This is a genomic window from Pseudomonas sp. EA_65y_Pfl1_P113 (assembly GCF_963970525.1).
GTDB classification, from domain to species: domain Bacteria; phylum Pseudomonadota; class Gammaproteobacteria; order Pseudomonadales; family Pseudomonadaceae; genus Aquipseudomonas; species Aquipseudomonas tritici.
On sequence record NZ_CAXAQM010000034.1, the window covers coordinates 1 to 12,951 of the forward strand.

Genomic DNA, 12,951 nt, shown 5'->3' on the forward strand with positions numbered 1-12,951 from the left:
GATATTTTGAGTGAAGGTACTCAGGTCAGAAAAGTTGAAAAGGTCGCCGAGGTCGAGCAGGTGCTGCTGAACAGACATAAAAAATCCGATGCCAGATATCTGGCATCGGATTTTCTAGGAACTTCGATGTGAGCTCAAATGCTTAAGTGAACAGCATTACGCGCTCGCGCGAGGTTTTTTGCTTTTTCTCAAGTCGGGCTCACCCCCGTAAGCCCTTCCTGAATTCCCTCTTTAGTACAACGTCTCAAGGCCTTCTCGAACCTTGAAATCGATGTTGCTCCTCGCTCGTCACGACGTCCAATGAACAGATTTTTAATATTCTTTTATGATCTATATAGATCGGTATTTATTCTTTTAAAGTAATCCGTAACCCATGCACGGTGGGCTCCATAGCACTCGCTAGGAGCCACACCATGAGCCTAAGACTGGGCGACTCGCCCCCGACTTCGAACAGGACTCCAGCGCCGGCACGATTCGTTTCCACGAATGGCTGGGCGACAGCTGGGGCGTGTTGTTTTCCCACCCCGCGGACTTCACCCCGGTGTGCACCACCGAGCTGGGCTTCACCGCCAAGCTCAAGGACGAATTTGCCCAGCGCGGCTCAAGGCGATTGCCCTGTCGGTCGACCCGGTGGACTCGCTGCAGCTGACCGACAACCACAAGGTCGCCGCCCCGGCCAACTGGCAGGACGGTGATGAGGTGGTGATCGTGCCGTCGCTAAAGGACGAGGAAGAGATCAAGAAGCGCTTTGCGAAGGGGTATCGCGCGGTGAAGCCGTATCTGCGGCTTGCCCCTCAGCCGAATCGTTAACGCAGGCCCAATGTGGGAGCGGGCTGCATTTCAAGTCTCACATAGCAGGGGTTTCCAGGCCGTTTTCACGGCTTTTTTTTCGCCCGGAGATTTACAATCTTTATATGCATTTAAAGAATAAACAAATGAAAAAATAAGATTTAAAGATATATAAATCTGCTGATAAGGTCTGTTCCATCTTGGCGCCATCGCCACACAGCGAACCGCTGACACCTGCTCAAGGAAATCCTGCATGTTGGTCGTAACACTTGGAGGCAGTCCCAGCCAGCGTTCCCGCTCCGGGGTGTTGCTGGATAAAACCCGTCAGTGGTTGCAAGACAAAGGCGTGGAAGTGGTGAGTTACCAGATACGGGACTTCCCGGCTGAAGACTTGCTGCACGCTCGCTTCGACAGCCCCAAGGTCATCGACCTGCTGCAACAGGTGGCGAATGCGGATGGCCTGGTGATTGCCACGCCGGTCTACAAGGCTTCGTTTTCCGGCGCGCTGAAAACCGTGCTCGACCTGCTGCCCGAACGCGCCCTGGCCCACAAGATCGTATTGCCGATGGCGACTGGCGGCAGCATCGCCCACATGCTGGCGGTGGACTACGCCTTGAAGCCGGTGTTGTCGGCGCTGAAAGCCCAGGAATTGCTCCACGGCATTTTTGCCGAGGACAGCCAGATCGCTTATGCCGAAGGCAGCGTCCAGGCGCAGTTGGTGCCGGTGGTAGAACACCGTTTACACGAAGCCCTGGAGCAGCTTTACAGCGCCATGGCCCGTCGCCCGAAACCGCTGGACCCGCATGTATTGAATGAACGTTTGCTGAGTGCTCGCTGGAGCATTTAAGCGGTACCCGACATCAAGTCACACTCACCTTACTCAGCCGCCAACGGCCAAGCAGGTGCAGCCAAAACCCTATTCGCACATTTGGAGAGAGCGCCATGCGCACTGTCATCTTGCGTCGTGGTCTGGTCGCACTGTTTGCTGCGGCTGTGTCCTTCGGCGCCATTGTTCAAGCTCAAGCCGCCGAGACCTTGCGTATCGGTTACCAGAAGTACGGCACGTTGGTGCTGCTCAAAGCCAAGGGCACCCTGGAAAAACGCCTGGCCGCCCAAGGCGTGAACGTGCAATGGACCGAGTTTCCCGGTGGGCCGCAATTGCTCGAGGGCCTGAACGTCGGCTCCATCGACTTCGGCGTGACCGGCGAAACCCCACCGGTGTTCGCCCAGGCGGCCGGTGCCGACTTGCTATACGTGGCCTACGAGCCACCCGCGCCGACCAGCGAAGCGATCCTGGTGCCGAAAGACTCGCCGATCAAATCCGTGGCCGAGCTCAAGGGCAAGAAAATCGTGCTCAACAAAGGCTCCAACGTGCACTACCTGCTGGTACGTGCGCTGGAAGACGCCGGCCTGAAATACACCGACGTGCAGACCGTGTTCCTGCCGCCCGCCGATGCACGTGCCGCCTTTGAGCGTGGCAGCCTGGATGCGTGGGTGATCTGGGACCCGTACCAGGCCGCCGCCGAGAAACAACTGCAAGCGCGCACCCTGCGTGACGGTACCGGCATCGCCGACAACCATCAGTTCTATCTGGCGACCAAGCCGTACGCTGAAAAAAATCCGGAAGTGATCAAGGCTTTGATCGAAGAAGTGCGCGCCGTGGGCGAATGGTCCAAGGCCAACCCGCAGGAAGTGACTGAACAAGTCGCTCCGCTGCTCGGCCTGCCGGCTGACATCACCCTGACCTCGATGAAACGCCAAGGCTACGGTGCGCTGTTCCTGACCCCGCAAGTGGTCGCTGCCCAGCAGAAAATCGCCGACACCTTCTACCAACTCAAATTGATTCCCACGCCCTTGAGCATCAAGGACGTGATCTGGACGCCACCCGCCGCCGTTGCCAAAGCGCCGTAATCCGATTTTTCAGGAGACAACTCCATGAGCCTCACTATTTTCTGGTTCCTGCCTACCCACGGTGACGGCCATTACCTTGGCACCGCCGAAGGCGCTCGCGCCGTCGACCACGGTTACCTGCAGCAAGTGGCCCAGGCTGCTGACCGCCTGGGGTTCGGTGGGGTGCTGATCCCTACCGGTCGCTCCTGCGAAGACTCGTGGCTGGTGGCTGCCTCGCTGATTCCGGTGACCCAGCGTCTGAAATTCCTTGTCGCGTTGCGCCCCGGGATCATTTCCCCGACGGTGGCCGCGCGTCAGGCCGCGACCCTGGACCGCCTGTCTGGCGGCCGTGCGTTGTTCAATCTTGTCACCGGTGGTGACCCGGAGGAATTGGCCGGCGACGGTCTGTTCCTCAGCCATGAAGAACGCTACCAGGCCTCGGTGGAATTCACCCGCATCTGGCGCCGCGTGCTGGAAGGCGAAACCGTGGATTACGACGGCGAGCACATCAGCGTCAAAGGCGCCAGGCTGCTTTACCCGCCGATCCAGCAACCACGCCCGCCGCTGTACTTCGGCGGTTCCTCCGAAGCCGCCCAGGACCTGGCTGCCGAACAAGTGGAAATGGTGCTGACTTGGGGCGAGCCACCGGCTGCCGTCGCTGAAAAGATCGAACAGGTACGGGCCAAGGCCGCGAAGCTCGGGCGCACTGTGCGCTTTGGTATTCGCTTGCATGTGATCGTGCGTGAAACCAACGATGAGGCGTGGAAAGCCGCCGACAAACTGATCGCTCATCTGGACGACGACACCATTGCTCGTGCCCAGGCCTCCTTGGCGCGTTTCGATTCCGTCGGCCAGCAACGCATGGCTGCCTTGCATGGCGGCAACCGCGACCACCTCGAAGTCAGCCCCAATCTGTGGGCCGGCGTCGGCCTGGTCCGCGGCGGCGCGGGTACGGCACTGGTGGGCGATGGCCCAACGGTTGCGGAACGTGTGAAGGAATACGCAGCACTCGGCATCGACACGTTTATCTTCTCTGGTTACCCACACCTGGAAGAGTCGTATCGCGTCGCCGAGCTGCTGTTCCCACACCTGGATATCGAGCGTCCCGAGCTGCCGAAAAGCGCTGGGTACGTCAGCCCGTTCGGCGAGATGGTCGCCAACGACATCCTTCCCAACGCTGCGTCACAGAGCTGAGGCAGCGCCATGAACTGTGAAAAACTAAGCCATCGTCTGGCGCCCTGGGTACTGCCGATTCTCTTGCTGGCGGTGTGGCAGTGGTCGGTGTCGGCGGGCGGGTTGTCGACGCGCATCCTGCCGGCCCCCAGCGCAGTGATTGCAGCCGGCGTCCACCTGGTGGCCAGCGGCGAAATCTGGACACACCTGGCCATCAGCGGCTGGCGTGCGGGCCTGGGTTTTGTGATCGGCGCCAGCATCGGTCTGGCCCTGGGCTTTATCACCGGCCTGTCGAAGTGGGGCGAACGCCTGCTGGACAGCTCGGTGCAGATGATCCGCAACGTGCCGCACCTGGCGCTGATCCCGTTGGTAATCCTCTGGTTCGGCATCGACGAGACGGCGAAGATTTTCCTGGTTGCCCTTGGCACGCTGTTCCCGATCTACCTCAACACGTATCACGGCATCCGCAATGTCGACCCGGCGCTGGTGGAAATGTCGCGCAGCTACGGCTTGTCCGGGTTCAGCCTGTTCCGTCAGGTGATCCTGCCTGGCGCGCTGCCGTCGATCCTGGTGGGGGTGCGGTTTGCCCTGGGCTTCATGTGGCTGACGCTGATCGTGGCGGAAACCATCTCGGCCAGTTCCGGTATCGGTTACCTGGCGATGAACGCCCGTGAATTCCTGCAAACCGACGTGGTGGTACTCGCGATTGTGATGTACGCGATCCTCGGCAAGCTCGCCGACCTGGCCGCGCGTGGCCTGGAGCGTGTGTGGCTGCGCTGGCACCCGGCGTATCAAGTGAATAAAGGAGGTGCGGCATGACCGCTCAACAACCCCCGCGCCTGCTGAAGGGGATTCCCCTGGCGGTGCGCAAACTGCGAAAGGCTTTTGGTGCGCGCGAAGTGCTCAAGGAAATCGACCTGCACATTCCTGCCGGCCAGTTCGTAGCGGTAGTCGGTCGCAGCGGTTGCGGCAAAAGTACTCTATTGCGCTTGCTGGCTGGCCTGGACAAAGCCAGCGGCGGCGAACTGCTGGCCGGCTCTGCGCCGCTGAGCGAAGCGATTGAAGACACGCGGTTAATGTTCCAGGAAGCACGCCTGCTGCCATGGAAAAAGATCATCGACAACGTCGGCTTGGGTCTTAAAGGCAACTGGCGCCACAAAGCGTTAGACGCCCTGGAAGCAGTCGGCCTGGCCGAACGTGCCAATGAGTGGCCGGCGGCGCTGTCCGGTGGGCAGAAGCAACGCGTGGCCCTGGCGCGCGCCTTGATCCATCAACCGCGCCTGCTGTTGCTTGACGAGCCCTTGGGCGCGTTGGATGCCCTGACTCGTATCGAGATGCAGCAACTGATCGAAAACCTCTGGCACAAGCACGGCTTTACCGTGTTGCTGGTAACCCACGACGTCAACGAAGCCGTGGCCATTGCCGACCGGGTGATTCTGATCGAAGACGGCGAAATCGGCCTCGATCTGATCGTCGACCTGCCACGCCCACGGGCCCGCGGCTCGCATCGCCTGGCGGCGCTGGAAGCCGAAGTGCTCAACCGTGTGTTGTCGTTACCCGGCACGCCGCCGGAACCTGAACCTGTTTCACCGCTGCCTACGCAATTGCGTTGGGCTCAATAGAAAGAAGCAGCGGCAAGCTGCAAGCTTGAAGCTGCAAGGGAAAGCACGGTGCTTTTGCTTGCAGCTTGTGGCTGGCAACTTGCAGCTAAATTCCACCCCAGGAGAAATCGTATGACTATTAAAGCCATCAACGTGCGTAACCAGTTCAAAGGCACGATCAAGGAAATCGTCGAAGGCGACGTGCTGTCGGAAATCGATGTGCAGACGGCGTCCGGCATCGTCACTTCGGTGATTACTACTCGCTCGGTCAAAGAGCTGGAGCTGGTGATTGGCAGCGAAGTGATTGCCTTTGTTAAGTCCACCGAGGTGTCGATTGCCAAATTGTGATTGAAGACCTTTGTTGCTTCTGAGATCGCCTTCGCGGGCTTGCTCGCGAAGAGGCCGGTCCAGTCAACACAAGACTCAGTGCGCAGCCAGCCGCTTAGGCAAATACGCCGGCAAATAAAGCCCCACATACGCATCAAACACCCGCATCCCTTCCTCCGCCATGCGCGGCGTGATCAGCCCATGCTGATGCACCGAGCGCGCATACACGCGGTCGCTCAGTTCCAACGCCAACGCAAACACATCAACATCGCTGGGCAACGTCGGTACTTCAAAGTGACGGTTGAACACGGCAAGCATCAGGTCGCCCAATTCCAGATCATGCTGACGGTCGGCCTGGGTCACTTCGGTGAGCCCGTGCTGCGCCAGGATCAACTGTCGCGCGGCGGCGTCATGATCATAGATGGTGAGCATGCGCTGTTCGACGATGCAGGACAGGTCGCGCCAGTGCTTGAGTGAATCGTGCTCAATGGGCGCCTGGATGGCTGCCCGAAAAGCGGCGTGCACGTCAGCGGTCAACGCTTCCAGCAATGCCGGCACGCTGGCGAAGAAGTGATAGACCGACGAAGGGGGAATCTGCGCGCGTTCTGCCACGCTGTAGATCGACAAACCGGCCACGCCTTCAGCGGCCAGCAAGGTGCGGGCGGCGTCGAGGATCGCATCTATCCGGGCCTGGCTACGGGCGCGGGGTTTGCGAGGGGCGGCGGGGCGGGTGGTCATGGAAGTCTCCTACAAAGCAGCAGGCATTGTATGAGCAGGAACCGGTGTTGTCTGCCTGGCCGCCTTCGCGAGCAAGCCCGCACACACAGTTGATTGCATTCCAAACCTGGAACTCGGTCAAATGTGGGAGCGGCGGTGCGACGATTCGACTTGCTCGCGAAGAGGCCAACTCGGTCTCCCGGAATAAACCCATAAAAAAACGCCGCAAACCCCTAAGGCCTGCGGCGTTTTTTATTGCAGTAACCGTTTAAACGGTATGCAGGTACCAGTTGTACTCAAGGTCGGAGATGGAGTGTTCGAACTCCTCCAGCTCACTTTCCTTACAGGCGACGAAGATATCGATGTATTTAGGATCGATGTACTTGGCCATCACCTCGCTGTCATCCAACTCGCGCAGAGCATCACGCAGGTTGTTTGGCAGGCTTTGCTCGTTCTGCTCGTAGCTGTTGCCTTCCACTGGTGCATTCGGCTCGATCTTGTTGGTCAGGCCGTGGTGCACGCCTGCCAAAACCGAAGCCATCAGCAGGTAAGGGTTGGCATCGGCGCCAGCCACGCGGTGTTCGATCCGCACGGAATCGGCTGCGCCGGTCGGTACGCGGATCGCCACGGTGCGGTTATCCAGGCCCCAGCACGGCGAGTTCGGCACGTAGAACTGTGCGCCGAAACGTCGGTAGGAGTTGACGTTAGGGCATAGGAACGCCATTTGAGCGGGTAGGGTCTCCAGCACACCGCCGATCGCGTGACGCAATGCGGCGTTCTGCTCGGGATCCTCGCTGGCAAAGATGTTCTTGCCGTCTTTATCCAGGATCGAAATATGTACGTGCAAACCGTTGCCTGCCTGGCCTGGGTAAGGCTTGGCCATGAAGGTGGTGTCCATCTCATGGTCGTAGGCGATGTTCTTGATCAGGCGCTTGAGCAATACGGCGTAGTCACACGCTTTGATCGGGTCGGCGACGTGGTGCAGGTTCACTTCGAACTGCGCCGGGGCACTTTCCTTGACGATGGCGTCGGCCGGGATGCCTTGCTCTTTGGCACCTTCCAGGATGTCCTGGAGGCAGTCGACGTATTCGTCGAGGTCGTCGATCAGGTAGACCTGTGTCGAATGCGGGCGTTTACCGGAGATCGGCGAGCGGGGCGGTTGTGGGCGGCCGTTCACGTTTTCCTGGTCGATCAGGTAGAACTCAAGCTCGAAGGCAGCGCAGATGGTCAGACCGAGGTCGTCAAATTTGCTGACAACTTGCCGGAGCACTTCGCGCGGATCGGCGAAGAACGGCTCACCTTCCAGTTCGTGCATGGTCATCAGCAGTTGCGCGGTAGGGCGCTTTTGCCACGGCTCATTGCACAGGGTGTCGGGGATTGGATAACAGATTCGGTCAGCATCACCGATGTCCAGGCCCAGGCCGGTGCTTTCCACCGTAGAGCCATTGATATCCAGAGCAAATAAAGAGGCAGGCAGGTTAATGCCCTTCTCGTAAACCTTGTGGAGGCTGGTGCGTTCGATGCGCTTGCCGCGCACCACACCATTCATATCCGCAATTAGAAGGTCTACGTACAGAACCTCAGGATGATCCTTAAGGAACGCGTTCGCTTCATTAAGCTGAACGGCACGCGGGGGTACCGACATGATGCAACACCTTTGTTGTTAAAAATATCAATCATTGATCTTTTCTGATTTCAGTCAACCCGAACGGCATGCCGAAGTCAAGCGAGGCATTTTTTGCCCTAAAAAAGCGCCCTGAGGGCTTTTTTGAGGCTTTTTGGGGCGGCTTTTTGGGTTTGAAAGGCTTGGGACTCGCAGGCTTGAGCGGGCCGTGTTGTATTTTTTACGGGGGAGTTGTGTAAAAAAATGAACAAGGCTAAGCTCGATTCAAACCCATAACAGCAATAATACCGGGGTGCTTCATGTTTCGCCTGCCTCCACTTGGCGTCTCTGCCTGCTTCAGACAGGCTTTGTCATCATTCAATTCTTCCTGTGTAAACACCCGTAGCCCGGTCAATATTCTTGACGCCTCGGCTGACCTTGTCTTTGCCCACTCGCTTTCCTCTTGCCTGCTTCTGAGCGGCTCCCGTGCAGGGTGCTGCTCATGATTCTGCACGAGTTTGGCCTGAGGAATGCAACGCTGCAGCAAATGGCAGGTAAGCTCCTACCCTGAATGAAAAAACGACGCGGATGCTGCGTCAAACAACGCCTGGCCTTTAACGGATGCCAGGAAACCCAGCCCAGAGGCATTTATGAGTAACAACCTCGACCAGCTCACCGATTGGTTGAAAGACCACAAGATCACAGAAGTCGAATGCATGATTGGCGACCTTACGGGTATCACCCGTGGCAAGATCTCGCCAACCAACAAGTTCATCGCTGAAAAAGGCATGCGCCTGCCCGAGAGCGTTCTGTTGCAGACCGTGACTGGCGACTATGTCGAAGACGACATCTATTACGAATTGCTCGACCCGGCCGACATCGACATGATCTGCCGCCCCGATCAGAACGCGGTATTTCTGGTGCCCTGGGCCATCGAGCCCACCGCCCAGGTGATCCACGACACCTACGACAAGCAAGGCAACCCGATCGAGCTGTCGCCGCGCAACGTGCTCAAGAAAGTCCTCAAGCTTTACTCCGACAAAGGTTGGCAGCCCATCGTGGCACCGGAGATGGAGTTTTACCTGACCAAACGTTGCGAGGACCCGGACTTCCCGCTGCAACCGCCGATTGGCCGTTCCGGTCGCCCGGAGACCGGTCGGCAATCCTTCTCTATAGAAGCCGCCAACGAATTCGACCCTTTGTTCGAAGACGTCTACGACTGGTGCGAGCTGCAGGAACTGGACCTCGACACGCTGATTCATGAAGACGGCACGGCGCAGATGGAAATCAACTTCCGTCACGGCGATGCCCTGTCTCTGGCCGACCAGATCCTGGTGTTCAAGCGCACCATGCGTGAGGCCGCACTCAAGCACAACGTGGCCGCCACCTTTATGGCCAAGCCGATGACCGGCGAGCCTGGCAGTGCGATGCACTTGCACCAGAGCATCATCGACATCGCCACCGGCAAGAACGTCTTCTCCAATGAAGACGGGAGCATGAGCCAGCTGTTCCTCAACCACATTGGCGGTCTGCAGAAATTCATTCCTGAATTACTGCCGCTGTTTGCCCCCAACGTGAACTCGTTCCGTCGCTTCCTGCCCGATACGTCGGCGCCGGTGAACGTGGAGTGGGGCGAAGAAAACCGCACGGTCGGCCTGCGCGTACCGGATGCCGGCCCGCAGAGCCGTCGTGTGGAAAACCGCCTGCCGGGCGCCGACGCCAACCCTTACCTGGCGATTGCCGCCAGCCTGCTGTGTGGCTACATCGGCATGGTCGAAGGCCATGAGCCGAGCGCGCCTGTGGTGGGGCGTGGTTACGAACGACGCAACCTGCGCCTGCCGTTGACCATCGAGGACGCCCTTGAGCGCATGGAAAACAGCAAGACCATCGAGAAATACCTGGGTCAGAAATTCATCACAGGCTACGTCGCGGTCAAGCGGGCCGAGCATGAAAACTTCAAGCGCGTGATCAGTTCGTGGGAGCGGGAATTCCTGCTCTTTGCCGTCTGATGCGCCGGGCGCGCCCTGGAAAAGGCGCGCCCTCACCTGAAAAGTCTAGGAGATTGGTATGTCCAGCAACAACCCGCAAACCCGTGAATGGCAAGCTTTGAGCAGCGATCACCACCTGGCGCCGTTCAGCGACTTCAAGCAATTGAAAGAGAAAGGCCCACGGATCATCACCAAAGCCCACGGTGTTTACCTGTGGGACAGCGAAGGCAACAAGATCCTCGACGGCATGGCCGGCCTGTGGTGCGTGGCGATCGGTTACGGTCGCGATGAACTGGCTGACGCCGCCGCCAAGCAGATGAAAGAACTGCCGTACTACAACCTGTTCTTCCAGACCGCTCACCCACCGGTGTTGGAGCTGGCCAAGGCCATTTCCGACATCGCGCCTGCCGGCATGAACCATGTGTTCTTTACCGGTTCCGGTTCCGAAGGCAACGACACCATGTTGCGCATGGTCCGCCATTACTGGGCGATCAAAGGCCAGCCAAACAAGAAAACCATCATCAGCCGCAAGAATGGCTACCACGGCTCTACCGTAGCCGGCGCCAGCCTGGGCGGCATGACGTATATGCATGAACAGGGCGACTTGCCGATCCCGGGCATCACCCACATCGCCCAGCCGTACTGGTTTGGCGAAGGCGGCGACATGAGCCCGGAAGAATTCGGTGTGTGGGCGGCCAATCAGTTGGAAGAGAAGATCCTTGAACTGGGCGTGGACAACGTCGGTGCCTTTATTGCCGAGCCGATCCAGGGTGCCGGTGGCGTGATCGTACCGCCCGCCAGCTACTGGCCGCGCATCAAGGAAATCCTCGCCAAGTACGACATTCTGTTTGTGGCCGACGAAGTGATCTGCGGTTTCGGCCGTACCGGCGAGTGGTTCGGCAGCGATTTCTACGACCTCAAGCCGCACATGATGACCATCGCCAAGGGCCTGACCTCGGGTTACATCCCCATGGGTGGCCTGATCGTGCGCGATGACGTGGTGGAAGTACTCAACGAAGGCGGTGATTTCAACCACGGCTTCACTTACTCCGGTCACCCGGTCGCCGCTGCGGTGGCGCTGGAAAACATCCGCATCATGCGCGATGAGAAAATCGTCAGTCGCGTTCATGACGAAACGGCACCGTATTTGCAGAAACGTCTGAGGGAGCTGGCTGATCATCCACTGGTGGGTGAAGTGCGCGGCGTGGGCATGCTCGGTGCGATTGAGCTGGTGCAGGACAAGGTCACGCGCAAACGTTACGAAGGCAAGGGCGCAGGCATGATCTGCCGCACGTTCTGCTTCGAGAATGGCCTGATCATGCGCGCCGTGGGCGACACCATGATCATTTCGCCACCGCTGGTGATCAGTAAGGCCGAAATTGACGAGCTGGTGACCAAGGCTCGCCACTGCCTGGACCTGACTTTGGCGGCATTGCAGGGCTAAGTGCTAGGCTCAGTGCGCGGCGGCTTTCGAGCGTTGCGCATCGAGCCGTTATAAATGAGGCTTTGGTTGAAAGCCGGCCTCAGAACTTGCCAGACTGTCGCCCTGTTTTGTTGCCCTGTTAGACGGGCCGCAGGACCTTGTAAGAACGTGGCCTAAAAAAGAAAAATTGGAGCATCACCAAATGAAGGCATTAGGTTTGAAGAACGCTGGCAAGACCCTCCTCGCCTTGTCCCTGATGGGCGCAATTGCGGGCGCTGCCCAGGCAGACGATAAAGTGCTGCACGTCTACAACTGGTCCGACTACATTGCACCGGACACCATCGCCAACTTTGAAAAAGAGTCGGGCATCAAAGTGGTGTACGACGTTTTTGACAGCAACGAAACCCTGGAAGCCAAGTTGCTGGCAGGCAAGTCCGGCTACGACATCGTCGTACCGTCGAACAACTTCCTCGCCAAGCAGATCAAGGCCGGTGTGTATCAGGAGCTGGACAAGTCCAAGCTGTCCAACTACGACAACCTGAACAAATCCCTGCTCAAGGCCGTGTCGGTCAGCGACCCGGGCAACAAGCACGCCTTCCCGTACATGTGGGGCTCGATCGGCATCGGCTACAACCCGGAGAAGGTCAAGGCCGCGCTGGGCGTGGACAAGATCGAGTCGTGGGACGTGCTGTTCAAGCCTGAGAACATCGCCAAGCTGAAAAGCTGCGGCGTGAGCTTCCTTGATTCGCCAACCGAAATGTTGCCGATCGCGCTGCACTACTTGGGCCTGCCGACTGACAGCCAGAAGAAAGACGACCTCAAGCAAGCCGAGGCGCTATTCCTGAAGATCCGTCCTTCGATCGGCTATTTCCACTCGTCCAAGTACATCTCGGACCTGGCCAACGGCAACATCTGCGTCGCCGTGGGTTACTCGGGTGACATCCAGCAGGCCAAGTCCCGCGCGGCTGAAGCCGGTGGCAAGGTGAAAGTGGCCTACGACATTCCTAAAGAAGGTGCCGGCAGCTTCTTCGACATGATCGCCATCCCTAAAGATGCCGAAAACGTCGACTCGGCCTACACGTTCATGAACTACCTGCTGAAGCCGCAAGTGATGGCTTCGATCACCAACAGCGTACGTTTCCCGAACGGTAACGAGAAGGCGACCGCACTGGTCGACAAGGACATCACAAGCGATCCAGGCATTTACCCGTCAGCAGAGGTGCAGGCCAAGCTCTATGCCATTGCGGACTTGCCGGCGGCAACCCAGCGTGAAATGACACGCAGCTGGACCAAGATCAAGTCCGGTAGATAAGGCGGTAAACCTGTAGGCGCGAGTTTGTGTGGGGGCGAGCAAGTCCGCTTCCACCCAAACCGCCTCCTGCAAATTAAATGACAGAAAGTTTTGCCGGATCGGTTTATCGAAGGTAAGTTGCGCGCCGG

At 58.5% G+C, this 12,951-nt stretch carries 11 protein-coding genes and 1 pseudogene; 10 read left to right on the forward strand and 2 right to left on the reverse strand.

What is annotated here, in order from left to right; translation table 11 throughout:
- Positions 1-413: 413 nt before the first annotated feature.
- The 7 genes and pseudogenes from AACY52_RS23155 to AACY52_RS23185 all read left to right on the forward strand — a co-directional run bounded on the left by AACY52_RS23155 (position 414) and on the right by AACY52_RS23185 (position 5,801).
- A pseudogene (locus tag AACY52_RS23155) lies at positions 414-810 on the forward strand (redoxin domain-containing protein).
- Positions 811-1,042: 232 nt separating this feature from the next.
- Positions 1,043-1,636 carry an NADPH-dependent FMN reductase gene (gene ssuE / locus AACY52_RS23160; protein ID WP_339415192.1) on the forward strand — a complete coding sequence of 198 codons (594 nt, stop codon included), beginning with the start codon at positions 1,043-1,045 and terminating at the stop codon, positions 1,634-1,636.
- Positions 1,637-1,731: 95 nt separating this feature from the next.
- Positions 1,732-2,700 carry a sulfonate ABC transporter substrate-binding protein gene (locus AACY52_RS23165; RefSeq protein WP_339427626.1) on the forward strand — a complete coding sequence of 323 codons (969 nt, stop codon included), beginning with the start codon at positions 1,732-1,734 and terminating at the stop codon, positions 2,698-2,700.
- Positions 2,701-2,724: 24 nt separating this feature from the next.
- Positions 2,725-3,873, forward strand: coding sequence for an FMNH2-dependent alkanesulfonate monooxygenase (gene ssuD / locus AACY52_RS23170; RefSeq protein ID WP_339415194.1), 1,149 nt, complete (start codon positions 2,725-2,727; stop codon positions 3,871-3,873).
- A 9-nt stretch (positions 3,874-3,882) separates the two neighbouring features.
- Entirely contained in the window at positions 3,883-4,671 is a 789-nt protein-coding gene (ssuC, locus tag AACY52_RS23175) for an aliphatic sulfonate ABC transporter permease SsuC (protein WP_339415195.1), read from the forward strand.
- Positions 4,668-5,474, forward strand: coding sequence for an aliphatic sulfonates ABC transporter ATP-binding protein (gene ssuB, locus AACY52_RS23180; RefSeq protein ID WP_339415196.1), 807 nt, complete (start codon positions 4,668-4,670; stop codon positions 5,472-5,474). Before ssuC ends, ssuB begins: the two co-directional genes overlap by 4 nt.
- 111 nt (positions 5,475-5,585) lie before the next feature.
- On the forward strand, positions 5,586-5,801 hold the full coding sequence (locus tag AACY52_RS23185; RefSeq protein ID WP_003213899.1) for a molybdopterin-binding protein: 216 nt from the start codon (positions 5,586-5,588) through the stop codon (positions 5,799-5,801).
- A gap of 75 nt (positions 5,802-5,876) precedes the next feature.
- Here the strand turns inward: AACY52_RS23185 and AACY52_RS23190 are convergent, their stop codons facing one another.
- Together AACY52_RS23190 and AACY52_RS23195 are read right to left on the reverse strand one after the other, a co-directional pair.
- On the reverse strand, positions 5,877-6,518 hold the full coding sequence (locus tag AACY52_RS23190) for a TetR/AcrR family transcriptional regulator (protein WP_339415197.1): 642 nt from the start codon (positions 6,516-6,518) through the stop codon (positions 5,877-5,879).
- Between the two features lie 247 nt (positions 6,519-6,765).
- On the reverse strand, positions 6,766-8,142 hold the full coding sequence (locus AACY52_RS23195; protein WP_065874419.1) for a glutamine synthetase family protein: 1,377 nt from the start codon (positions 8,140-8,142) through the stop codon (positions 6,766-6,768).
- Positions 8,143-8,750: 608 nt separating this feature from the next.
- Here AACY52_RS23195 and AACY52_RS23200 point away from each other — a divergent pair.
- The 3 genes from AACY52_RS23200 (at position 8,751) to AACY52_RS23210 (ending at position 12,823) form a co-directional block, all read left to right on the forward strand.
- Positions 8,751-10,109 carry a glutamine synthetase family protein gene (locus AACY52_RS23200; RefSeq protein ID WP_339415198.1) on the forward strand — a complete coding sequence of 453 codons (1,359 nt, stop codon included), beginning with the start codon at positions 8,751-8,753 and terminating at the stop codon, positions 10,107-10,109.
- Positions 10,110-10,167: 58 nt separating this feature from the next.
- Positions 10,168-11,532: an aspartate aminotransferase family protein gene (locus tag AACY52_RS23205; protein WP_339415199.1), complete on the forward strand. Its 1,365-nt coding sequence runs from the start codon at positions 10,168-10,170 to the stop codon at positions 11,530-11,532.
- Positions 11,533-11,728: 196 nt separating this feature from the next.
- The gene (locus AACY52_RS23210; RefSeq protein WP_339415452.1) at positions 11,729-12,823 is read left to right on the forward strand and encodes a polyamine ABC transporter substrate-binding protein; all 1,095 of its coding nucleotides are present in this window, start codon (positions 11,729-11,731) and stop codon (positions 12,821-12,823) included.
- Positions 12,824-12,951 lie beyond the last annotated feature (128 nt).